19 protein-coding genes are annotated in these 23836 nt (G+C 68.8%); 7 read left to right on the forward strand and 12 right to left on the reverse strand.

Features of this window, described 5'->3' with window-relative positions; all coding sequences use genetic code 11:
- Positions 1–32: 32 nt before the first annotated feature.
- The 3 genes from NK1_RS08350 to NK1_RS08360 form a co-directional block, all read right to left on the reverse strand.
- The gene (locus NK1_RS08350) at positions 33–1394 is read right to left on the reverse strand and encodes a DUF2252 domain-containing protein (protein WP_063007975.1); all 1362 of its coding nucleotides are present in this window, start codon (positions 1392–1394) and stop codon (positions 33–35) included.
- A 128-nt stretch (positions 1395–1522) separates the two neighbouring features.
- Positions 1523–2326: a hypothetical protein gene (locus NK1_RS08355; RefSeq protein WP_063007976.1), complete on the reverse strand. Its 804-nt coding sequence runs from the start codon at positions 2324–2326 to the stop codon at positions 1523–1525.
- Between the two features lie 16 nt (positions 2327–2342).
- Positions 2343–2876, reverse strand: a complete 534-nt coding sequence (locus NK1_RS08360; RefSeq protein WP_063008071.1) for a lipoprotein LpqH — start codon at positions 2874–2876, stop codon at positions 2343–2345.
- Between the two features lie 277 nt (positions 2877–3153).
- On the opposite strand from NK1_RS08360, the gene NK1_RS08365 reads away from it, so the two are divergent.
- The 4 genes from NK1_RS08365 to NK1_RS08380 are packed head-to-tail and all read left to right on the forward strand — an operon-like array spanning position 3154 to position 8400.
- A complete protein-coding gene (locus NK1_RS08365; protein WP_063007977.1) occupies positions 3154–4557 on the forward strand; it encodes a hypothetical protein in 1404 nt (467 codons plus the stop codon).
- Complete coding sequence (locus NK1_RS08370; protein WP_063905937.1) at positions 4554–5606, forward strand: hypothetical protein; 1053 nt, start codon at positions 4554–4556, stop codon at positions 5604–5606. Before NK1_RS08365 ends, NK1_RS08370 begins: the two co-directional genes overlap by 4 nt.
- Positions 5606–7126 carry a tetratricopeptide repeat protein gene (locus NK1_RS08375; protein ID WP_063007978.1) on the forward strand — a complete coding sequence of 507 codons (1521 nt, stop codon included), beginning with the start codon at positions 5606–5608 and terminating at the stop codon, positions 7124–7126. The genes NK1_RS08370 and NK1_RS08375 overlap by 1 nt, the downstream gene beginning before the upstream one ends.
- A complete protein-coding gene (locus NK1_RS08380; RefSeq protein WP_063007979.1) occupies positions 7123–8400 on the forward strand; it encodes a CHAT domain-containing protein in 1278 nt (425 codons plus the stop codon). Before NK1_RS08375 ends, NK1_RS08380 begins: the two co-directional genes overlap by 4 nt.
- Positions 8401–8541: 141 nt before the next feature.
- Here the strand turns inward: NK1_RS08380 and ilvC are convergent, their stop codons facing one another.
- From ilvC to NK1_RS08395, 3 genes are read right to left on the reverse strand one after another with little or no spacing between them, the layout of a single operon-like run.
- Positions 8542–9543, reverse strand: a complete 1002-nt coding sequence (gene ilvC, locus NK1_RS08385; RefSeq protein WP_174552707.1) for a ketol-acid reductoisomerase — start codon at positions 9541–9543, stop codon at positions 8542–8544.
- A gap of 50 nt (positions 9544–9593) precedes the next feature.
- Positions 9594–10097: an acetolactate synthase small subunit gene (gene ilvN / locus NK1_RS08390; protein ID WP_036503889.1), complete on the reverse strand. Its 504-nt coding sequence runs from the start codon at positions 10095–10097 to the stop codon at positions 9594–9596.
- Complete coding sequence (locus tag NK1_RS08395; protein WP_063007981.1) at positions 10094–12058, reverse strand: acetolactate synthase large subunit; 1965 nt, start codon at positions 12056–12058, stop codon at positions 10094–10096. The genes ilvN and NK1_RS08395 overlap by 4 nt, the downstream gene beginning before the upstream one ends.
- A gap of 350 nt (positions 12059–12408) precedes the next feature.
- On the opposite strand from NK1_RS08395, the gene NK1_RS08400 reads away from it, so the two are divergent.
- Both NK1_RS08400 and ilvD read left to right on the forward strand, forming a co-directional pair.
- The gene (locus tag NK1_RS08400; protein ID WP_167354240.1) at positions 12409–12981 is read left to right on the forward strand and encodes a PH domain-containing protein; all 573 of its coding nucleotides are present in this window, start codon (positions 12409–12411) and stop codon (positions 12979–12981) included.
- Positions 12982–13492: 511 nt separating this feature from the next.
- Complete coding sequence (gene ilvD, locus NK1_RS08405) at positions 13493–15334, forward strand: dihydroxy-acid dehydratase (RefSeq protein ID WP_063007983.1); 1842 nt, start codon at positions 13493–13495, stop codon at positions 15332–15334.
- Positions 15335–15443: 109 nt separating this feature from the next.
- Here ilvD and NK1_RS08410 read toward each other — a convergent pair whose 3' ends face one another.
- On the reverse strand, positions 15444–15884 hold the full coding sequence (locus NK1_RS08410) for a nuclear transport factor 2 family protein (RefSeq protein WP_084460697.1): 441 nt from the start codon (positions 15882–15884) through the stop codon (positions 15444–15446).
- A gap of 3 nt (positions 15885–15887) precedes the next feature.
- Complete coding sequence (locus NK1_RS08415) at positions 15888–16880, reverse strand: DoxX family protein (RefSeq protein ID WP_063007984.1); 993 nt, start codon at positions 16878–16880, stop codon at positions 15888–15890.
- Positions 16881–17058: 178 nt separating this feature from the next.
- Between NK1_RS08415 and NK1_RS08420 the strand changes: the two genes are divergently transcribed.
- Positions 17059–18189, forward strand: coding sequence for a PQQ-dependent sugar dehydrogenase (locus tag NK1_RS08420; protein ID WP_063007985.1), 1131 nt, complete (start codon positions 17059–17061; stop codon positions 18187–18189).
- Positions 18190–18307: 118 nt separating this feature from the next.
- On the opposite strand, the gene gatB is transcribed toward NK1_RS08420, so the two are convergent.
- The 4 genes from gatB to NK1_RS08440 form a co-directional block, all read right to left on the reverse strand.
- Positions 18308–19819 carry an Asp-tRNA(Asn)/Glu-tRNA(Gln) amidotransferase subunit GatB gene (gene gatB, locus NK1_RS08425; protein ID WP_039779921.1) on the reverse strand — a complete coding sequence of 504 codons (1512 nt, stop codon included), beginning with the start codon at positions 19817–19819 and terminating at the stop codon, positions 18308–18310.
- 47 nt (positions 19820–19866) lie between these two features.
- Positions 19867–20484, reverse strand: coding sequence for a hypothetical protein (locus tag NK1_RS08430; protein ID WP_063007986.1), 618 nt, complete (start codon positions 20482–20484; stop codon positions 19867–19869).
- Positions 20485–20587: 103 nt separating this feature from the next.
- Positions 20588–23080 carry an ABC transporter permease gene (locus NK1_RS08435; protein ID WP_063007987.1) on the reverse strand — a complete coding sequence of 831 codons (2493 nt, stop codon included), beginning with the start codon at positions 23078–23080 and terminating at the stop codon, positions 20588–20590.
- Positions 23077–23799, reverse strand: coding sequence for an ABC transporter ATP-binding protein (locus NK1_RS08440; RefSeq protein WP_051024809.1), 723 nt, complete (start codon positions 23797–23799; stop codon positions 23077–23079). Before NK1_RS08440 ends, NK1_RS08435 begins: the two co-directional genes overlap by 4 nt.
- Positions 23800–23836: the final 37 nt, after the last annotated feature.

Genomic DNA, 23836 nt, shown 5'->3' on the forward strand with positions numbered 1-23836 from the left:
AACCCCCGATCAACGCAGCCGGGCGAGCCGTCTCAATACGGGTTCGCCGCCGCTCGCACCCGTCCGGAGTCTATGGCGCGCAACAGTTCTCGATGATCGGCGGCGGTTTGATCGGCGTAGGTCAGGGCGAACCGCGTCATCGCCTTGTCGAAGGCCCCTCCCCCGCCGAGGTAGTCGGCGATGGCGATGCGGTCGCCGGAACGGGCGTGTGCCCGCGCGAGGGTGTGGCCGCAGATTCCGGCGTAGTCGCGCAGGGCGGTCTTCGCCATCTGCGTGATGTCGGCGCCGCCCTTCATATCGCGCAACTGCCGGAAGTAGTAGTTGCGGTCGTTCGGGCCGGAGACCCAGCCGAGGAAGATGTCGCCGGAGGTCTGCAGCAGACGCTGACCGTGCACGACGCGGTGGCCCTGGTGCTGGAAGCGGCTCGGCGCGAGATACGGCTCGAGAACCGACTTTCCGGCCTCCTTCATCTGCAGGAACAGCGGGCCGCCGGTGTCACGATCGACGGTCAGGATCACGTAGCAGCGGGTGCCGACGCTGCCCACCCCGACCACCTTGTGCGCGTAGTCGACGATGCGGTAGCGATCGGCCAGCACCCGCCGTTCCTCCGGTAGTGATCGCCGGTAGGCGGTGAACACCTCTTCGACGGTCTGCGCGTCGACGTAGTCGACCGGTGTCAGCAGCGGCGGCCGATGGCGGATGCGCAGCGCTCCCTGCGCGTCGGTGTAGGTGAGTTTGCTCAGCGCCCCGAGGCTGGTGCGTTTGCGGGCCGCTTCGAAGGCCCGGTCCACACCCTCGCGAAACTTGGCTCGGCTCACCATATTCGCCACCGTGTCCTCGTCGACCTGCTCGTACCAGACATCGAGGGAGTCCATGCCGGCCAGGCGCCGCATACATTCCCGGTAGGCCGTCGCGGCTATCCGGGCCGCGGCGGTGGCCTCTTCGTCGGTCGAGCCCTTTTCCCTGGCCGCCACGACAACACTCGCCACCAGCCGTTTGACGTCCCACTCGAAGGGGCCGGACAGGGTTTCGTCGAAATCGTTGAGGTCGAACACCAGTGACCGTTCCGCTGAGGCGAAGATCCCGAAATTCGACAGGTGCGCGTCCCCGCACAGCTGAACGGTCAACCCGGTGTGCGGGATCGTGGCGAGGTCGGCCGCCATGATCGCGGGAGCGCCGCGCAGGAACGAGAACTGCCCCGCGGCCATTCGGGCATAGCGAATCGGGACCAGGTCGGGAATCCGGGTCGCGGCCTGCCGCTCCAGGATCGCGATGGGATCGCGATCGGGGGCGGGACGGAATTCACCGAGCGACGAGCGGGGAACGGTGGCACGCACCGCACGCCCGGTGGAGACGGGTTCGCCAGGGACGGGGTCGGCCACTGTTTTCGTCATGCACCAAGTTTTGCCCCGGCGCGCGTCGGCGGCAACGATTTGGCGAACAACGCGATCCGCCTGCCGCCGGCAAGACTGTGCCGCCCTTCGCAGCGACGGTTCGGCGAAGGGCGGCAACTCCGTGTGGTTCATGCGTTGAGCGGGATCGCGATGACCACCTCCTGCTCGTTCTCCGGAAGGTAATGCACCTGCACGATTCGCCCGACCTGCACGTTCGAGACGCTCGCTGGTGGGAGGAACTTCTCCGCGTGGGTGCTGAAGGTACTGCCGTCGGGCCGGGTGATCGCGAGCCCGAGGTCGATCTTCGCGTAGCCGTTGCGAATTTCGCCGGGCACCGACAGCGACTGCACCACCGCCTGCGCGGCCACGCCGCGGCCGGCGATATCGAGCTTGGCCCGGGTGGTCACTCCCTTGCGGATCAGCGATTCGTTCATCGCCTGCTGCGCCGACGCGCTGTCGCCGGATCGGTCGACTTCCACCTTGTCGGTCCGTCCTGGGAGATAGCGCACCGGAAGTACGACGCCGGGGCGCAGCAGGGCCAGTTCGGCGAGGGGCACGATCATCTTGGCGGTCGAATCGAAGACCTCGCCGTGAGCACCCTCGACACTGAACTCGATGCGCAGCTGCGGCTGATCGTTGACGGTGAGCCCGGTTTCGCGAGCCGACTTGACGGTCCCGAGGCCGAGCAGGCCGTTGCGGAACTCGGCGCTGTTGCGGCCGGTGAGGGCAGACAGCACGCCCTCGCCGGTGAACGCGAAGACCATCACCACCGTGGTGAGCGCGATGATCGGCAGTGCGAGAAAACCGTTGAGCCAGGCCACGAAACCGGGCTCCCAAGGGCCGGCCGTCCGGTAGGTGAAGCCGTGCCAGAGATAGAAGCCGACCGCGAAGGCGGCGAAGGCGAGGGCACCGGCCCGTACTGTGCTGCGCACGATGATTCCTCCTTGCTCAGCCGTTGACGATGGTGGGGCAGGCGAAGGTGATCTCGAACTTCGCGGTGGCGGGGCCGGCCATCGGGTTCGTCATATCCGGGGCGGCGACACCCTCACCGGTGACCTTGTAGGTCTTGCCGTCCTTGGACACGGTGGCCGAGCCGCCGGGCTGGCCGTTGCCGAAGCCGACGGCATACGGCATACCGGAGGCGCCGCCCTTGCTGCCGCCGATGGCGACCGCCTGCACGGTGCCTCCCTGGGCGGTGAGGGTGGCACTGACGCTCAGCTGGCCGTAGGTGGGGTTGGCGGTGTCGGTCAAGGCCAGCGCGAGGGTTCCGGCGTGTTCGGCGCAGGTGGTGTCGAAGTTCGCGCTCAGCGCCTTGCCATCGACGAGGGCCGCCGACTTGCCGCCCGGGGTCTGGGTCGCCGGTGCCGCGGTGGTCGATGCCGGGGCGGCGGTACCGGAGTCGTCGCCGCAGGCGCCGAGGGCCAGGGTCAGGCCGGCGGCGGCGAGGGTGGCGGCGGCGATCCGGATCTGCTTGGTGCGCATGGTGTTCGTTCCTTCGTTCTCGGTGAGTCCGGCCCTGGGATCGGGCCGTTGTTCACAAGGTAGGAACGGTTCGCCGCCTACCGATCCCAGGTTTACGGGCGCCGACGCGGCGGCATTCGGGCCCAGGCCGCGGGGTGGCGTCCGGGCCCAGGCCGCCGGGGTGGCATCGAGCCCGGCCATGGTGGTGGTATTCGAGCCCTGGCCATGGTGGTGGTATTCGAGCCCGGCCACGGGGGCGGCAGTCGGTTAATCTGACCGAATGCGACGACCGCGCGCCATGGTGCTCGACGAGGTGTGGCGCGGTATCGAGGGCGTCGAGGCGCTCAGCGGCGCCCAAGGCGGACCGCTGCGCCGCACCGTGAAACTGATCCTCGACCCGCTGGTGATCCGGCCTGTCCAGCATCCCGCCTGCGCGGGGCCGATACTCACCGCGGACGGCGCCACGCTGCTCGCGGCCCGCGTCCATGCCGCCGCCGACGTCCTGCGGGCGACCGCGGCGTGGTTCACCCTCCTCAAACAGGTCCGACGGGCACTGCGCATCACCGACGGCAATCCGCAGGACCTGTATTTCCAGCGCTGTTTCGAACTCGCGACGGTGTCCGGAGCACCGGACCCGGTACGCGACCGGCCCACTGCCACAGCCACATTGCACGACATCCATCACCTCGCGGCCGGGCGCACCACGCAGGCGTTGAAGGACCATCTCACCGATCGCTCCACGGCCGGCGAACTCGCGGCGCTGATCGATACCGCGTGGCTCCGGCGACCCCAATCCGCGCGCGCGGCCGCCGACCACACCACCGCCATCGCCGCACTACTCGATTCGTGCGCCACCGCCCGAGCCGATGACGCCGCCCGCGAACTGCGCACCTTGATCACGGAGCGAGCGGGCACCCATTCAGGAATTACGCTGTGGCACAACGCTTCGGGAGACTCGGCACAGGAACTGGGCCTGACCGTGCACCGCCTGCCGGTCGCCCCCGCGCTCGGAACCGGGGCGTCGACCGCGACACTCGCACTGCCGTTCGACCGCACTGTCTACGAACGTGTTTTCACGGTGTTGCAGGCCTCCACCGAGCGCTCGGACCTGCCCACGATCCCGGAACTGGTGACCGAGGAGATCGCCCGGAGTTGCGCACCGTGGGCGCTGCTCGACGAATCACTTCGGGTGACAGCGGCGGCGGGAGTGCACCTGGCACGGGGTCTCGCACCTGTCACCGGATCCGATCGGTCGCCCGCGAGCGAACCGGTAACCTCGAGCCACGACGACTGCGTTCGTGAGCTGAAAAATTCTGCACGCCAGGGTAGTTCCGTTCCGCACCGCGGCACCGCCGCCCATCGGGCGATCAACGGGAGGTGGCGGCGCGAGGCCTATGTACTGCAGGCACGCCGCCTCGCCGTGCACGACATCGGGCAGTCGTCCGATCCGCTCGCCGTGATCGCGGCCGAGCTTCGCCGTCCCTGGCGTTCGTATCTGCGGCGGCTGTGGGTTCGCCTGCACGGCCGCGATGTCCGCGGCGCGTCCCTATCGCCGACCGGGCCGGAAACCACCGAGCTGTGGGATCTGCTCGACGGGGTCGCACGTTCGGTCATACTCGATCACCGAACGCGGGTGCGGAAGGCGCTGACCGCCAATTCCTCTGCGACCATGGCTGATTCGCTGGAATCGAGGGCCGGATGATGCCCGAGGCCGTAATCCTGCACCACGACGACGAGGTCGTCATCGTCTCCCCCGCCGGTGCGCCCACCGTCCACGACGCGACGCCCGGACTCGACACGCTGGTTCTCGAGGTGATCGGCGGTCATCTCTCGTGGAGTCTGTTGTCCGGGCACACCGTTCCGGCGGCAGTGCTGCACGATCCGGACGCCGCACAGGACTGGCTCTGGGCCGTATACGGCGAACCGGTGGCGCTCGCCGTCGCCGACGGCCACACCGGTGAGCTGGCCGCGACACCGGCGCGTCCCGAATTGGCCGACGCCGCACGGCAACTCGGCTATGCGCAGTGGGCTGCGCAGTGGTGGCCCGCATCCACCATCGACGGCATTCCGGCCCTCGATCCCGATGTGCTCGGCCGCGACATCGCGGCTCTCACCGAATCCTGCGATCTGATCGTCGACGGGTCCGACGCACAGCCCGCGCCGGTGCCGCCTGCCGATGCGGTTGCCCCGCGTCGGCAGGACTACGCCTTGGCGGCCGGTCCCGCCGACGCCGGGCGCACCGGGTTGGTGCTGGCCACGGGCACGTCGGGCTGGGATTGGCGCCGATGTCCCGCGGGCGTGGTGGATGCCTCGGAATTCGCCGTCTCGTGGCGGCTCGCCAGAGAGTCCGGCAGCACATCGGTCGAGGTGCGCGCGGCGGCGGCTCCGCACCTCGATGCCGGTCTTCCTGGGCATCTGTGGCCTCACGCTCGCGTCGTGACCGACTCTGCGCCAACGGTTCTCGCGTTGCGGCTCAACGGCGATACCTGGGTGGGCGGGGCGCTGGTCGACGCCGAAAATGTTGTGCGCGTGGATATCTACGTTCCCGGGGCCGGGCCTGCCCCCGCCGGGACATCGACAGCGGCATCGGCATCGGCATCGGCATCGGCATCGGCATCGGAGAACTTGTACGGGCCGAGGCAACGGCAGCGGATCAGGGAATTCGTGATCGACCGATTGCGGTCGCCCCAGTCGGACCTGCCACTGCTCGAGGCCGAGCGCGCCGCCGCGGCATCGGATACGGACTACTGATGGCCGACGCTGCTTCTCCCGGCCTCGAACTGCTCCATGAGGGCGCCGCGGCCTACGCCCGCGGCGAGGTCACCGAGGCCCTGCGGATATTCGACCACGCCGCCCACACCACCACCGGCGGCGTCCGGATCAGCGCTCTGGTCAATGCGGCCAGTATGCGCGACGAACTCGGCGACCACGCCGGCGCGATCACCGGATTCCGCGCTGCGCTCACCGAAATCCCCGACGACGCAACGGAAAAGCGCGCATCCACACTCGTCAACTACTCGCAGGCGCTGCAGCACGTGGGCGATCTCGTCGCCGCGCAGACGGCGCTGGAGCAGGCGCGCGATCTCCTCACCGGCCACAGTGAACTGTCGACGTTGCAGGTGTCGTGCATGGTCTCGCTCACCGCCGTCGCGATGCATCGCAGTCAGTGGGCGCGGGCGATCGAGCTGGCCACCGAATCACTCGAGTTCGCCACGCGCTTCGCGCCGCAGCTGCGCGGCTACCCGCTCGGCAATCTCGCGGCCGCCCACTTCGAATCCGGTCGCGGCGAGCTCGGGCTCGACTTCGCCCACCAGGCCCTCGCCGCATTCGAGGCAGCGGGCGACGGGAACCCGGCGGCCGAATCCCGGCAGACGCTCGCGATGATGTACGCCCGGCTGGGCCGCCCCGACGACGCCGAGCCGCATCTTCGTGTCGCCCAGCAGTACGTCGAACGGGCCGGCCTCGGCTACCGCGCCGGACTGGGGCTGCAGCTGATGGGCTATCTCGCCGAGCGGCACGGCGACCTCGATTACGTCGAACAGCTGTACCGCCGGGCGCTGACATCGTTCGAGCAATCAGGGGCCACGCTCGAATCGGCGGGCGTTCGAATCCGGTTGGCTACATTGGATTTCGCGCACGGTCGAATCGATGACGGGCAAGCACAGCTCGCGGCCGCGTACGAGATCTACGCCGTGCGCGGCCTCGGCCTGCAGTGTGCCCGGGTCGACTACTGGCATGCCGCGCTGTGGGAATCGCTCATCGGCGACATGGTCACGCCGCCGCCCCCGGAGGTACTCGCCCTGGCTCGGGATCTGGCCGTCACCTCCGCCCTCGCCATCGACGCGGTGCGCTACAGCTTCGCCAACGGGACCCAGCGTGAACAGTGGAACCGTGAGATCGCCGCACCGGCCGTGCGGCTGGCGTTCCGCTTCGCCCAGCTGTGCGGTAACGGCGGTCTGATCGCCGATCTCATCGAGACCGTCTGTGCTGGAACATCTTTCGACACCGGTGCGGCAACCGTAAGCGGACCGCCGAGGCTTCCGTTCGACCAGATGCCGACGCCCGACGACGCCCTCGATGCTCCCGACGCCGGTTCCCTGCAACTCGGCTCGGCGCTGGCCCAGGTCGCCGCGGCAGCCGGACTGCCCGTCTCCCCACCACCACGGCTCTCGGTGTCCCCGGACGGCCACATCGCCTTGGACACCTACATCACCGCCGCCGAACAACGCTACGGCCGGGTGGTCCGGGAGGATCGGGTACTGGCGATATGAGCGGGGAGACACCAGGCGGACAACCGACGGTGATCGTGCGCATGGCCGACGCGGGCGATCTGTACATGTCGTGGCGCTGGCTCGGGGATACCGCGAGCCCGGGCGTGGCTGCGCTGCCCGGCGCCGATATCGACGCCGTGGTGCGCCGGCTCGCGGCGGCGTTACCCGATCCTTCTCGTCCGGGCGGTCTCGAAAAGTCCCTCACCACAGACGCTTTCGCCGCGCGCGATTCCGAATACGCACTGGCGCAGGCACTCAGCCGCGCACTTCTCCCCCAAGCGCTGGCGGTCCAGCTGCACGACCTGCTCGTGCGCGGCGTCCGCCCGCATATCCGGTTGCAGCCGTCACCGCGAGTCGCGCAGGTGCCGTGGGAGATCATCGCCCCCGACCCGAACCTGCGGCTGATCGATATCGCGGATGTAAGCCTGCTCGCACCGGCGAGTATCGTCCACGCTCCCGGCCGCACCGCGCGCAGCTGGGTCGTCGACCGTGAGCTACCGGTGGTCGCGGTACTCGATCCGCGTGTGCCCGGCTTCCGGGCCGATTCCGAACTCGGTTCGGTGCTCGGACGGATGGGCTCCAGCTCACCACTCACCCGGAGAGTGTCCGAATACGTTGCACAGCGGCGACTTCGGCCGATAGTCGACGACCCGCTGCACGCATTCCGGCGCACCGACCTCGACCGCTCCCGACTGGGCGCGCTACTGCGGGACGGGGCCGCCCGGCTCGTCTACGTCGGCCATGTCACCGCCGAACGTCCGGAATCCGGTCTGAGCGAGAACGCCGAACTGCACCTCGCCTGCACCACCGATACCACCGGTTTCGCCCGGCCGCAGCGCACGCATCGCCCGCTGTCGGCCAAGGATCTGCTGCTCGGCACCCATACATTGGAGCCCGAACCCGTTGCCGGACCGCAACTCTGGCCGATCCCGAGCCGCGTCGCGCTCATCGCCTGCGAAAGCGGCGGCGATCTGCGCTTCACCGAAGCGCTGGGCTTGGTAGCCGCGATGATCCACGGCGGCGCCGAACTCGTCACCGCCACCCGCTGGCCACTACCCACCGATTTGGCATTCCAGCGCTTCGCCGGCGCTACCGACGCGGCGCCGCTGCAAGAGGTCATCTGCGCGGTCGACAGGGCGCATGAGCAGGTGGAACCTATTGCCGCCCTGATCAATTGGCAGCGTGAGCGGCTTATCGCTTGGCGTGAGAGGGGTGCGGTGGAGGATTCACCGCTCCTGTGGGCGGCCTTCGCAACCGTCGACGCGGGGAGCTGAGCAGGCAGTACGAATAAACCGCGTTGAAACTGCCGATGCAGCATCGCCACAGGCAGATGGGTCGGCTGGCCGAACGCCCACCGCATACGCAACGACCCGCCGGACGAGGCCGTCCGGCGGGTCGTTCTGCGGTGCGAAACCTTACGCGGTTTCGGTGATCGGCCGGTCGACCCAGCTCATCAGGTCGCGCAGCTTCTTGCCGGTGACCTCGATCGGGTGCTCGGCGTTCTGCTTGCGCAGGCTCTCGAGCTCCTTGTTGCCGCCCTCGACGTTGGCGACCAGGCGCTTGACGAAGGTGCCGTCCTGGATGTCCTTCAGGATCGCCTTCATGCGCTCCTTGGTGTCGGCGTCGATGACCCGCGGGCCCGACAGGTAGCCACCGAACTCGGCGGTGTCGGAGACCGAGTAGTTCATGCGAGCGATGCCGCCCTCGTACATCAGGTCGACGATCAGCTTCAGCTCGTGCAGCACCTCGAAGTAGGCCATCTCCGGCGCGTAGCCGGCCTCGACCATGACCTCGAAACCGGTCTTGACCAGCTCTTCGGTACCACCGCAGAGGACGGCCTGCTCACCGAACAGGTCGGTCTCGGTCTCTTCCTTGAAGGTGGTCTTGATGACGCCGGCGCGGGTGCCGCCGATGCCCTTGGCGTAGGACAGCGCCAGGGCCTGGCCCTCACCCTTCGGGTCCTGGTCGATGGCGATCAGGGCCGGGACGCCCTTGCCGTCGACGAACTGGCGGCGCACCAGGTGGCCGGGGCCCTTGGGGGCGACCATGCCGATGGTGACGTTCGCCGGAGCCGTGATGAGACCGAAGTGGATGTTCAGGCCGTGGCCGAAGAACAGGGCGTCGCCGTCCTTCAGGTTCGGCTCGATGTCCTCGGTGAAGATCTTGGCCTGCGCGGTGTCGGGGGCGAGCAGCATGATGACGTCCGCCCACTCCGAGACCTCGGCGGGAGTGCCGACGGTCAGGCCGGCCTCTTCGGCCTTGGCCCGCGACTTGGAGCCTTCCTTGAGGCCGATGCGCACCTCGACGCCGGAGTCACGCAGGCTCAGCGAGTGTGCGTGGCCCTGGGAGCCGTAGCCGATCACGGCGACCTTGCGGCCCTGGATGATCGACAGATCGGCGTCGTCGTCGTAGAACATCTCGACTGCCACTGTGGTTGTGTCCCTTCGTTGATTCTTCTGAATAAGTGTTAGCGGGTCGCGGTGATGGACTTCGGCCCGCGACCGACGGCCACCACGCCGGACTGCACGATCTCACGGATGCCGTACGGTTCCAGCATCCGCAGCAGCGCCTCGAGCTTGGACCGGGTGCCGGTCGCCTCGATGGTCAGCGCGTCGGGCGACACGTCGATGACCTTAGCCCGGAACAGGTTGGCCGATTCGATCACCTGGGTGCGCACACTGGCGTCGGCGCGCACCTTCACCAGGATCAGTTCGCGGGCCACCGAGGCGTCGGCGTCCTGCTCCACGATCTTGATGACGTTCACCAGTTTGTTGAGCTGCTTGGTCACCTGCTCCAGCGGCAGATCCTCCACGGTGACCACGATGGTCATCCGCGAGATCTCCGGAACTTCGGTGCCACCCACGGCCAGGGATTCGATATTGAATCCACGCCGGGAGAACAGACTCGCCACCCGCGCCAGCACGCCGGGTTTGTCCTCCACCAGCACGCTGAGGGTATGGGTCGTGCTCACAGGTTGGTCTCCTTCTGCGAGGCCCGTTCGTGCGCCGACAGGGTCGCCTTGTCGTGGGACATGGCCTCATGGATGACGGCGGGCTCGGAGGCCTGCTCGTCCTCGTCGAACAGGGGGCGGATGCCGCGGGCGGCCATGATCTCGTCGTTGGAGGTGCCGGCGGCGACCATCGGCCACACCTGCGCGTCCTTGCCGACGATGAAGTCGATCACCACGGGACGGTCGTTGATCGACTGCGCCTCGCGGATGGCGGCCTCGACGTCCTCTTCCTTCTCCACCCGGATGCCATGGCAGCCCAGCGCTTCGGCGAGCTTCACGAAATCGGGGATGCGCAGGGTGTGGGTGCCCAGGTCGGTGTTGGAGTAGCGCTTCTCGTAGAACAGGGTCTGCCACTGCCGGACCATGCCGAGGTTGCCGTTGTTGATCAGCGCGACCTTGATCGGCACGCCCTCGACGGCACAGGTGGCCAGCTCCTGGTTGGTCATCTGGAAGCAGCCGTCACCGTCGACCGCCCACACCTCTTTGTCCGGCGCGCCCATCTTGGCGCCCATCGCCGCGGGCACGGCGTAGCCCATGGTGCCCAGGCCACCGGAGTTGAGCCAGGTGCGCGGCTTCTCGTACTTGACGAACTGCGCGGCCCACATCTGGTGCTGACCGACACCGGCCACGTAGATGGCATCGGGTCCGGCGAGGCGGCCGAGAGTCTCGATGACGTACTCCGGCGACAGCGAGCCGTCGGAGGTGGGGCCGTAGCCGAGCGGGTACTGCTTGCGCACACCGTCGAGGTAGGTCCACCAGGACGCCAGATCCAGCAGCGGAGCCTCGGCGTTGGTGAAGGCCGGATCGGACTTGAGGGTCTCGATCAGTTCGGTGATGACCTCACGGCAGTCACCCACGATCGGCACATCGGCGTGGCGGTTCTTGCCGATCTCGGCGGGGTCGATATCGGCGTGGATCACCTTCGCGTGCGGGGCGAAGGAATCGAGCTGGCCGGTGACGCGGTCGTCGAAGCGGGCGCCGAGGGTGATCAGCAGGTCCGACTTCTGCAGGGCCGCAACGGCTCCCACGGTGCCGTGCATACCGGGCATACCCATGTTGAGGGTGTGGCTGTCGGGGAACGCGCCGCGCGCCATCAGTGTGGTGACCACCGGGATGCCGGTCAGCTCGGCCAGTTCCAGCAGCTCCGGTGAGGCGTCGGCCTTGATCACACCGCCGCCGACATACAGCACCGGCGCCTTGGCCTCGGCGATCATCCGCGCGGCCTCGCGCACCTGCTTGCCGTGCGGCTTGGTCACCGGGCGGTAGCCGGGCAGCCGCATCTCCGGCGGCCAGCTGAAGGTGGTCTGCGCCTGCAGCACATCCTTCGGGATGTCGACCAGCACCGCGCCCGGACGGCCGGACGAGGCCAGATGGAACGCCTCGGCGATGATGCGCGGGATGTCGATGGCGTCGTTGACCAGGAAGTTGTGCTTGGTGCACGCCATGGTGATGCCGGAGATGTCGGCTTCCTGGAAGGCGTCGGTACCGATCAGGCCGCGGCCGACCTGTCCGGTGATCGCCACCAGCGGCACCGAGTCCATCTGCGCGTCCGCGATCGGGGTCACCAGGTTGGTCGCGCCGGGACCGGATGTGGCCATACACACACCGACCTTGCCGGTGGCCTGGGCGTAACCGGTCGCCGCATGTCCGGCGCCCTGCTCGTGGCGGACCAGGACGTGGCGCACGCGGGTGGAGTCGAAGAGCGGGTCGTAGACGGGGAGAATCGCACCACCCGGAATGCCGAATACCGTGTCGACGCCGAGCTCCTCGAGGGAGCGGACGACGGACTGGGCGCCGGTCACCTTCTCGGGCGGGACCTGGCGGCGGTTTCCGGTCGCGGCGGCAGCCGCGGGGGTCGGCTGCGAGGCCGAGGGCGCTGGCCTGCGGGCCGAGGGCCCGGGCCGTGCAGTTGGTGCGCTCACCGTCTTTTTCCTTACTGCTTGTCGTTCACCACTTCGCTCTCACGCGGCGCCTGCGCGGCGCTCGAGCGAACATCGAAGCCGTGAACACAACTTGTCCGAACACAAAAAAGCCCCCGTCAGCCGATGGCTGAGCGAGGGTGGCGCGTCGCAGTTGCGAGCTGACGTAGTCGACCTCGAGTCGTCAGGCTCAGCGCTGGACGCGCCGGCCGATTACGAGAAGCTCGTTTCGATTCACGCGCTCGACGGTATGCGCGCGAGAGTCGATGAGTCAAATTACTTGACGTGCGGTGTCTCATTATGTGAGACGGGGCGGTTCGAGTGTCGCTTCACCATGATGCGAGGATGGGGGTGTGTCATCGCCGCAGCAGTCCGTGCCACCAGCTCAATCGTCCCACACCGCCGAGGGCGGGACCGATACGGGGCGTGTGATCCGTATCCCCAGGCTGGCGCATCTCGGGGTGTTCATCCTGCTGTTCTGCGCGGCGTTCCCGTTCTTCGGCTGGCCGGCGGTGCTGTGGATCCTGTTCCTCATCCCGATCGCGGCCGCGTGGTGGGTGGAACGCTCCCGCACCACGGTGTCGGCCGGCGGGCTCGACCTGCGCACGATCTTCGGTTCCCGGCACGTCGACTGGTCGCGGATTCAGGGGCTGCGGATTCCCAAGCGCGGCTGGGTCCGCGCGCATCTGAGCGACGACTCCGAGGTGGCGCTGCCGGCGGTGAGCTACGACCGGTTGAAGGATCTGGTCGCGGCCTCGGACGGGCGGATTCCGGATCCGTTCGCGCGGCCGGAGAAGAGCGCGGCGAGCGCGGACGAGAAGAGCGGCGGTCAGAACGGCGTCGAGGCCGAGAGCGCGGAATCCGGCGCGGCGGACAGCCCGGTGGCCGACCCAGCCGACAAGCCGGAAACCTCCACGGACGACTGAGCGGGAGCTGCTTCAGCTCCGCCGCTGCGGCAGATTGTCGCAACTCGTCCCACGACGAAGCAGTGGGATGTTTCACACTCTCGCGCCGACCCCGAACGCCGGGAACAAATCCGCGCCGTCACTGCGCTGCCCCGACTACGTCCCCACTCGGGGCGCAGTCGCCGCGATGATCGCGGCGCGGGTCCGTGGTCGAGACCCCACCCGGTGACGGCCGCTCGGACCGGCTCGACGTGCGTCGTGCTGCCGCGCCACCCCGCGGCCGCACGACCACCCGCCTCCGGTGAGCACGCTCCGGTGGCGGGAGTAACGTTGAAGCGCCGAACAGACACTCTGCTCTTGCGAACAGACACCTCTGCCGACGACACCACTCGCCGAAGAGACGCTCCGCACGGCGGCCGACCAGCCCTCGGCCCCTGCCCCGGCGACCCACCGGACGATGAGCACCGACGAGCAGAGCCCTGCCCGAGTAGAGCCGCTCCGGCCACCGCGCCGACCACCGAGGACCGAATTCATGCCACCGCTTCGCTCACGCACCACCACCGCCGGACGCAATGCCGCAGGCGCACGCGCACTCTGGCGGGCCACCGGCCTGACCGACTCCGATTTCGGTAAGCCGATCGTCGCGATCGCGAACTCCTACACCCAATTCGTGCCCGGCCACGTGCATCTCAAGGATGTCGGCGAGATCGTCGCCGACGCGGTGCGCGCCGCCGGTGGCGTGCCGCGCGAATTCCACACCATCGCCGTCGACGACGGCATCGCGATGGGTCACGGCGGCATGCTCTACTCGCTGCCCAGCCGCGAAATCATCGCGGACTCGGTCGAATACATGGTCAACGCGCACACCGCCGACGCGCTGGTGTGTATCTCCAACTGCGACAAGATCACTCCCGGCATGCTGAACGCCGCCATGCGGCTGAACATCCCGACCGTGTTCGTCTCCGGCGGTCCGATGGAGGCCGGTAAGGCCGTGGTCGTCGGCGGTGTGGCCCAGGCGCCCACCGATCTGATCACCGCGATCGCCGCCAGCGCCTCCACCGAGGTCAGCGACGAAGGGCTGAGCGAAGTCGAGCGCAGCGCCTGCCCGACCTGCGGTTCCTGTTCCGGCATGTTCACCGCGAACTCGATGAACTGCCTCACCGAGGCGCTGGGCCTGGCGCTGCCCGGCAACGGCTCCACCCTCGCCACCCACGCGGCGCGGCGAGCCCTGTTCGAGCGGGCCGGCAGCACCGTCGTCGACATCGCCAACCGCTGGTACCGCGACGACGACGATTCCGTCCTGCCACGAAACGTCGCCAACGCCAAGGCCTTCCGCAACGCGATGGCCCTCGACGTCGCGATGGGCGGTTCCACCAACACGGTGCTGCACACCCTGGCCGCCGCGCAGGAAGGCGAGATCGACTTCGACCTCGCCACCATCGACGAGATCTCGCGCCGGGTGCCCTGCCTGTCGAAGGTCTCCCCCAACTCCGACTACCACATGGAAGATGTGCACCGCGCCGGTGGCATCCCCGCCATCCTGGGCGAACTGCGCCGCGGCGGACTGCTGGAAACCGATGTGACCACCGTGCACACCGCCTCCTTCGACGAGTGGCTCGACACCTGGGACATCCGCTCCGGCAAGGCTTCCGACGAAGCGATCGAACTGTTCCACGCCGCGCCCGGTGGCGTGCGGACCACCGTGCCGTTCTCCACCGAGAACCGCTGGTCCTCGCTCGACACCGATGCCGAGGGCGGCTGCATTCGCGATATCGCGCACGCCTACACCGTCGAGGGCGGGCTGTGCGTGCTGCGCGGCAATATCGCCCTCGACGGCGCCATCCTGAAAACCGCCGGTATCGACGAGGATCTGTTCACCTTCGAGGGACCGGCCGTGGTGCTGGAATCCCAGGAAGACGCGGTCTCGGCGATCCTCGGCAAGAAGATCACCCCCGGCGACGTCGTCGTGATCCGGTACGAAGGCCCCGCCGGCGGCCCCGGTATGCAGGAGATGCTGCACCCCACCTCGTTCCTCAAGGGCCTCGGCCTGGGCAAGGTGTGCGCGCTGATCACCGACGGCCGCTTCTCCGGCGGCACCTCCGGGCTGTCCATCGGCCACATCTCCCCCGAGGCGGCCAGCGGCGGCGCCATCGGCCTGATCGAGAACGGCGACCGCATCCGCATCGACGTGCACACCCGTGCGCTGGAGCTGCTGGTCGACGACGAGGTGCTCGCCGAGCGCCGCGCCAAGATGGAAGCGCGGGAGCGTCCGTGGCAGCCGGTTCAGCGCGACCGGCAGGTCACCACCGCGCTGCGGGCCTACGCCGCACTGGCGACCAGCGCCGACAAGGGTGCCGTCCGCCGCGTGCCGTAACCGCCTCTCCGGGCCTCTGCGTGTTGTGCGAAATCAGCTGTGCCGGTGGTGATAGATCGGGGCCGCTCCCAAGCGGGAGCGGCCGCTTTCACCAGTTGTGATCCGAGGTCTACCTGCGCAGGTGGTGACCGACGTCGCCGATGAGGTCCATGGTGACCGCGCGTTGCGCGAAGGCCCACTGGCCGGCGGGGCGGTGGAAGCGGTCGGCGTAGCGGCCGCTGACGATGGGTTGCAGCGGGAGGTCGGGGGTGGCTTGCAGGACGGTGAAATACGATCGCGCGGTGGCGGTGCCCTGGTCCTCGTCGATGTCGATCACCAGGTTGGTGACCAGGTGTTTCGTGCGGGGAGTGCCGTCGTCGTAGCGGATCACGGTGGCGGACAGCATCTTTTCCACGGCGGCACTGCCCTCGATCATTCCGGCGCTGCCGCCGAACGCGCCCGTGGCGAACAGGGCGCCGACACCCGCGAAATCGCCCTGGTCGACCAGGAGGGCGTAGTCGGCGATCAGGCGCTCGATCGCTCGGTAACTCGGTATTGCGGAATCAGGCACGGTTCAGAAGATCCCCACGAACGGGTTGCCGCCGTGGAGGAAGATCCAGCCAGCGGCCGCTGCCCCCAGCGCCAGGACCAGGCAGACGAACGAACCCCAGGACGGGCGGACGGCCCAGCCGCGGTTGCGGTCGAACGACAGGCGGCCGGGGCCCGTGAGGATCAGCGACGCCGCCGCGCCGGCGAGGATCGACTCCAATTCGACCGGGCGGTACTGGAAGTCGGGAGCCATGCCCTGCTTCCACAGCCATGCGGTCGAGATCGAGGCCAGGACCGCGCCGGCCGCCAGCGGGGTGGCCAGGCCGAGGATGATCAGCGCGCCGCCGCCGACCTCGGAGACGGTGAGCATCGCGGTGGACAGTTCGATGTGCTTCCAGCCGCCCTGCTCGAGCATGTGACGGGTGCCGTCCAGACCCGGCCCGTGGAACCAGCCCGCCAGCTTCTGCAGGCCGTGGTACAGGAAGGTGAGGCCGACGGTCAGGCGCAAACCCAGCAGGCCCAGATCCAGTGTGCCGCGGCGATATTCGCGTGGGCGACGGAGACGCTCGGTGTCGCCGTTGGCCCGGGCGGGCGGGATCGTGGCGAAGGCGTAGGTGGGCGCTTCCGCCTCGGCGGGCGCGGCGCCGGCCGGTCCAGCTCCAGGATGTTCGGCGTCGATGTGCTCGGAACCGGGGTGCTCGGTGCCGGTGGGCTCGGCGCCAGGGTGTCCGGCAGCGCCGGGGTGCGCTGCGCTCGCGGCGGTAGCGCCGCCGGCCGCGGTGCCGGTGGATCCCTTCGTCGCCTTCGTGGCGCCGGTGTGCTCGGCGCCCGCGGCCGGTACATCCGGGTCCAGGCCCAAATCGTCCTCGGTCCGCGGAACGTCCTTGCCCACCGCGGGTTTCACCGAGGGGAATTCGCCGGTCGGATTGTCGTAGGGGCTGCCCGCCGTCGGTCCGGAGCCCGACTGCCGCCCCGACGGCTGATTCGATTCCGGTGTTTGATTCGGCTTGTCCGTCACGGGCACAGAGTATGACGTCGAACGAGCGGGCGCGTGGTCTGGTCCCGGCGTGTCAGCCGCGCCCGGCAGGTCCTGCGGCGCGTCCCGCCGGCGCGAACCGTACGTGCCGGGACGGCTCGCGCGGTGTGGCCCGGACCCCTGCGAGCGCGCGCGGCGGTATTTCCGTAACGTTTGGGCAATGAGTGTGGTTGTCGTCGGCCGTGTCGCGTCGATCCTCGCCGTCACCGCCGGCCTGGCGGTCGGTTGTGCCCGCTTCGACGATTCCGCGTCCAAACCGTTCACTCCCGCGCCCACCATCGAACCCGAGGGGCAGGGCCCGACCAGCGAACCGAAAACTCCACCGCCGACCGGGCAGCGCCCCACCGGGCCGTGTATCGATCCCGATCCGGCGGTCGTGGTGTCCTGCCTGGACACCACCGGCGGGCTGACGGTCCTGCCGGACGGGCAGCAGGCGTTGGTCACCGAGCGCACCACGGGGCGCATTCTGAAGGTCACCGCCGTCGATCCGAGCCAGGCGCCGCCACAGCCGCTCGAGGTCGCCCGGGTCGACGTCGACGCGGCCGGCGACGGCGGGCTCAGCGATGTCGCGCTCTCACCGAGTTACGGCGAGGACGGACTGGTCTACGCCTACATCACCACCGCCTCGGACAATCGCGTCGTGCGCATCGGCGCGGGCGGTGATCCGAAACCGATTCTCACCGGAATTCCCAAGGGTGCCAACGGAAATCACGGTTCACTCGCCTTCGTCTCACCGACCAAGCTGGCGGTGCTGACCGGTGACGCCGGCGATCCGGGCTCGGCGAACAACCCCGGCTCCCTGGCGGGCAAGCTGCTCGAGATCGACGATCCGGCGCCGGGCAACGCCAATCCGAAGGTGGTGGCGTCGGGCATCGGCACCGCGGGCGGGGTGTGCCCCGACCACAAGGACACCATCTGGTTCACCGACCGCACCGCCACCGAGGACCGGCTGCAGCGCCTCGGACCCGACGGCGCCGTCGCCACTGCCTGGACGTGGCCGGACAAACCGGGCGCCGGGGGCTGCGCGGCCGCGGTGGACGGCGTCGCGGTCTCGATGTCGGGCGCCAAGGCGCTTGCCTTCGCCGACGCCGACCCCACCACCCACGCGGTGACCACCGCCCCGACGATGGTGGCTCAGGACAAGTACGGCTCCCTCGGCGGCGCCGCGCTGGGCGCCGACGGCAACGTCTGGGTGGGGACGGTCAACAAGCCCGCCGCCGCGGGCCCGCTGGACGACCGGATCGTGCGCATCCCACCGCCCAAGGGCGGCGCGGGCGGGGGACCGGACTAGTCAGCAGGGCCTTCCCGGCCCGGCCGTGCACATCCGACGAGTACGTGGGGGCTCGGCGTGTGCGAGCTACACGAACCCCGAGACCGGCCGCAGTGGACCGGTCTCGGGGTTCGAGAACTCAGGCGGCGCCGCAGGCGGCGAGCACCAGTTCGCGAACGCGGGCGGCGTCGGCCTGGCCTCGGGTTGCCTTCATGACGTCGCCGACGATCTTGCCGGCGGCCTGGACCTTGCCGGAGCGGATCTTGTCGGCGATGTCCGGGTTGGCGGCGAGGGCCTTGTCGACCTCGGACTGCAGGGCCGAGTCGTCGGACACCATGCCCAGCCCCTTGGCCTCGACGATCTGCCCCGGATCGCCCTCACCGGCCAGCACGAAATCGACGACCTGACGGGCGACCTTGGAGTTGACGGTCTTGGCGTCGACCAGCGCGACCACCTCGGCGACCTGCTTCGGCGTGATCGGCAGATCCTCGAGGGCGACCTCGCGCTCCTTGGCCTGCTCGGTGAGGTAGTTGACCCACCAGGCGCGGGCGGCGTCGACCGTGGTGCCGGCGTCGACGGTGGCGATGATCAGGTCGAGCGCGCCGGCGTTGATCAGATCGCGGAACACCTCGTCGGACAGACCCCATTCGGCCTGGATGCGGGCACGGCGCAGCCACGGGTATTCGGGGATGGTGCCGCGCAGTTTCTCGACCCAGTCGGCATCGGGGGCGATCGGCTCGAGGTCCGGCTCCGGGAAGTAGCGGTAGTCCTCGGCGGTTTCCTTGACCCGGCCCGGGGAGGTGGAACCGTCGCCCTCGTGGAAGTGCCGGGTCTCCTGGATCACGGTGCCGCCGGAGCTGAGCACCGCGCCCTGGCGGCGCATCTCGTAGCGCACCGCGACCTCGACGCTGCGCAGCGAGTTCACGTTCTTGGTCTCGGTGCGGGTGCCGAATTCCTTGGCGCCCTTGGCCATCAGCGATACGTTGGCGTCGCAGCGCAGCGAACCCTGCTCCATCTTCACGTCGGAGACGTCGAGCGCCTTCAGCAGATCGCGCAGCGCGGTGACGTAGGCGCGGGCCACCTCGGGGGCGCGTTCACCGGCGCCGGTGATCGGCTTGGTGACGATCTCGATCAGCGGCACGCCGGCCCGGTTGTAGTCCAGCAGCGAATGGCTCGCGCCGTGGATGCGGCCGGTGGCGCCGCCCACGTGCAGGGACTTACCGGTGTCCTCCTCCATGTGGGCACGTTCGATGTCGACGCGGAAGACCGAGCCGTCGTCGAGCACCACATCGAGGTAGCCGTCGGTGGCGATCGGCTCGTCGTACTGGCTGATCTGGTAGTTCTTCGGCTGATCCGGGTAGAAGTAGTTCTTGCGCGCGAACCGGCCCCACGGGGTGATCGAGCAGTTCAGCGCGAGACCGATGCGGATCGCCGACTCCACGGCCTGCTGGTTGACCACCGGCAACGAACCCGGCAGGCCCAGACATACCGGGCAGACCTGCGTGTTCGGCTCGGCGCCGAAGGCCGTCGGGCACCCGCAGAACATCTTGGTTTCGGTGCCCAGTTCGACGTGCACCTCCATGCCCAGCACCGGCTCGTACCGGTCGATGACGTCGGCATAGTCCATCAAGTCCACCGTGGGTGCAGTCATGCTGAACAGTTTATGTAAGGGCACCGACGACGCTGCGCCGACCCGAGTCACGTCCGCCAGACCGCGGTGAACTCGTACCACGGTCCGGCGAGGTGCGTCGCCGAGAAATCGTCGAATCCGGCCGGCCTGCCGTTCGGTGAGTAGGCCCACCCGCTGCTCGTGTCCAGCCCGAGCCCGCCCGCCTCGACGAAGTAGACCGCGCCATCCGAATCCGCGCGCGCATAGGCGATGTCGAACCGCCCGATCTCGAAATTGCTCCGGACGGTGTCGGGCCCCGCCAGCAGTTCGCGGGCGACGCGTTCGAAATCGGGGCGCATCTCGTCGAATGTCGTTCGCGGCGCGAGGAACACCATCAGACCGGCGGCCAGCACGGCGAGTGGCACGGGCAGCACCCACCACGACCATCGGCGGTCTCGTCCGAGCACGTACAGGGTGCGGATCATCCACAGCACTCCCGCGGCGGCGAAGAGGACCAGCGCTCCCGCGGCGGCGAGCAAGGGATCGGCCCACCGCATACTGCCGAATCGGGACGGCCACCAGCCGTAGTACAGGCAGACCAGCACGGCGACGGCGAACACGGCCGTGGCGGCGGCGATCGGACCGGGCGGCTTCGCACCCGTATCCGGCGCGGGCACGGGCGGGCCCACGGCATCCGATTCGTCCATTCCGCCAACCTAACGGCCACCGGCCGCCACACCGAGCAACTTTCGATCCGGAAGGGAGTAGTCCCACGCGCCCGGCCGCGTGGGACTTCCCCTCCTGATTCGATCAGTCGACGGCGATGGCCTCGACGATCGGCATGCGGGCCGCGCGTAGTGACGGCGGAATCGAGCCGAGCAGGGCCAGGACCAGCGCGGCGACGGCGTAGACCAGCAGCATGGGGCTCGGGCGGTACACCACGTCGATGGTCATCGCATGGCCCATCGCCAGGGTGGCCAGGTATTGCACGGCCGCGCCGGTGACCAAACCCAGTGCGGCACCGGCCAATCCGATGCCGGCGGCCTCGGTGAGCACCGTGCGCAACAGGAAGCGGCGGCTGGTGCCCATGGCGCGCAGCACGCCGAGTTCGCGGCGGCGTTCCAGGACCGACAGCATCAGCGTGTTCAGCAGCGCCGCGGTGGAGACCAGCACCACGATCCACAGGATCGAACCGGACAGCGACGTACCCTGCTGCACCCCTTGCGATACCGCCGCGAGCGCCTGCGCTCCGGTGTCCACGTGCAGACCGGGCGGCACCACCGCGCGGATCGCGTCGATCACCTGCGCCTTGTCGGCATCGGGTGCGAAGTTGACGCCGAGGATCGTCTCTCCCGGGCGGTCGTACCACAGCCGCAGGACGTCCAGATCCATCAGCACGATGCCCGACAGCGCCGAGAAGTACGGGATCACCCGCAGGACCCGCACGGAATGGATGCCGGTCGGCGTGGGCAGTTCGAGTTGTGCGCCCGCGCCGACGCCGAGCGAGCGTGCCACGTCGCGCGACAGCACCACGCCCTCGCCGGTCGACATCTGCTGCAACACATCGGGTCCCAGATCCGCGAGGACCGACGACCGGATATTGGACTGATAGGCCTGCAACATCACCCGATCGCTGCCCACGGTGGCGAAGGCCATCTGCGCCGATCCCACATCGGCGACCCCGGGAACCCGCCGCACGATCTCCTTCAGATCGGCCGGAAGCAAAGGCCCCGTGGGGAATTCGGCCAGCGAGGTGGGGCTGATGTAGGCGTCGCGGCGGCCGAGATCGGAGAACGAGCCCGTCGCCGAATCGACCAGATTGCTCGACGCACCGCCCATCGCGACGGTCGCGGTGACGCCGATCATCACCGTCATCGCCGTCGCCCAGACGCGACGCGGAGCCCGCTCGATGGTGGTGGCCCCCAGCGCGCCGGGCGCTCCGAAGATGCGGGCGACCGCCGCCGCAAGGCGCACGATCGGGCCCATCGCGGCGAAGCACAGCCCGACCGCGCCCGCGATGGACAGCGAGATCGCGGCCAGCGAAGCCCGCCCCAGATCGGCGCGGGCGATGAAAATCGCGCCGCCGACCATGGCCAGGCCGCCCACCAGCGCACCCCAGCGCAACCACGGCCCCACCGCATCGGCCTTCGACACTCCGACCGGCGCCAGAGCTTCGATGGGTTGCACCTTGTAGACCTGGCGAGCCGCGATCGCCGCGGCGGCGACGCTGGCGAGCACGCAGGCCGCGATCGCGAACGGAATCGCGTATCCGGGCACCATGTATTCGGTGCGGGTGTCCACCGCCGCCACCATGGCCGAGGGAATCGTGTCGATCGACATGCGGCCGGCGAAAATGCCGACCACCGAACCGATCGCGCCGCCGATCAACCCGATGACGGCCGCCTCCACGATGAGATCACGCACCATCGGCCGCCGCCGGCCGCCGATCGCCCGCAGCAGCGACAGCGTCGGGCGGCGTTGTGCCACCGCCATACTCATCGCGTTGTAGATCAGGAAGCCCGAAACGATCAGCGCCGCAGCCGAAGCCATCGTCGTGGAGAAGCGGACGAGCTGGATCGCCCCGCTCGCCTGGGCGGTGCGCAGACTGGGATCGGCGACCACGGCACGGCCGTTCACCAGTGTGGTCAGCGCCGAACGCAGCTGTCCGACATCGGTTCCCGGCTTCGGCACGATCTGGATGGAGTCGAGCATGCCGGCCCGTCCGGCGAGTTGCTGGGCGACGGGCAGCGTGGCGATGACGATATGCCCGCTGTTGAGTTTGTGCGAGGTGGCGTCGTCGAGCACCCCGGCCACGGTCACCTGCCGGTTGCCCAGTGTGAAGGTGTCACCCTCGTGCCGGCCCAGCCCCGCGCCGACGAGAACCCCACCGGGCACCGACAGCAGTTTCGCCGCCTGCGCGCTCATCGCCCCGTTGAGATCGCTGCCGAGTGCGGAGACCGACGCATCGGCCCCGATGAGCAGCGTGCGGTCGGCCGGATTGCCGACCCCGGTGCGAATCATCGGCACCGCGGCCTCGACGCCGGGCACAGCGCGCACCTGCGGTACCAGGTCCTGTCCGAATCCGCTCTCGGTGACGCCGGAGATCTCGAGTTGCGCCTTACCGCCCAGCGCCGAGGTCAGCCGGTCCACCGAACCGGTCACCGAACCGGAAATGCTGAGCACCGCCACCAGCAGTCCCGCCGAAACCCCCATGACCGCCATCGACATGGCGGTGCGGCCCTTGTGAGTGAACAGCTCTCCGATATTGAACAGCCGCAACCGATCCCAGCCGGCTGTGATCACGCGCGCACCACCTCGTCACCGTCGTGAACCTCGCGGCCGCGCGCCGAAACCAGTTCGTCGGAGCCGATGCGCCCGTCCCGGAGGGTGATCACGCGATCGCAGTATTCGACTGCCCCCATGTCGTGGGTGACCATCACCACCGAATTGCCGGCGCCGGAGATGTCGCCGAGCAGCTCCAGAATCGAAGCGCCGGTCTTGGAATCCAGATTGCCGGTGGGTTCGTCGGCCAGGATCAGCGGTGGGTCCATGATCAACGCGCGGGCGACGGCCACCCGCTGCATCTGGCCGCCGGACAGTTCGGCGGGACGATGTTCGGCGCGATCGGCCAGACCCACACGGTCGAGCAGTTCCAGCGCCCGCGGCTTGGCCTTGCGTAATCCGGTGCCGTCCAGCAGTTTCGGGACCGCGACGTTCTCCCACGCCGAGAGGGTGGGCAGCAGGTTGAAGAACTGGAAGACGAAACCCACACGGTGGCGGCGGAATTCGGATTGCCGGTTGTCGTCGAGGGAGCCGATCTCCTCACCCCGGAAGGTGATGGATCCCGAATCCGGCGAATCCAACGCGCCGAGCAGATGCAACAGCGTGCTCTTACCGGATCCCGACGGGCCGATGATGGAGGTGAATTCACCCGCCTCGATGCGCAGGCTGATGGTGTCGAGGGCGCGAACCCGCTGTTCCCCCACCCGGTATTCCTTGACTACGTCGGTCAATTCCAACATGGCGGTCGCCCCACCTTCTTTCTGCTGTCGGTCGCGG

The organism is Nocardia kruczakiae NBRC 101016 (assembly GCF_001612965.1).
GTDB lineage: Bacteria > Actinomycetota > Actinomycetes > Mycobacteriales > Mycobacteriaceae > Nocardia > Nocardia kruczakiae.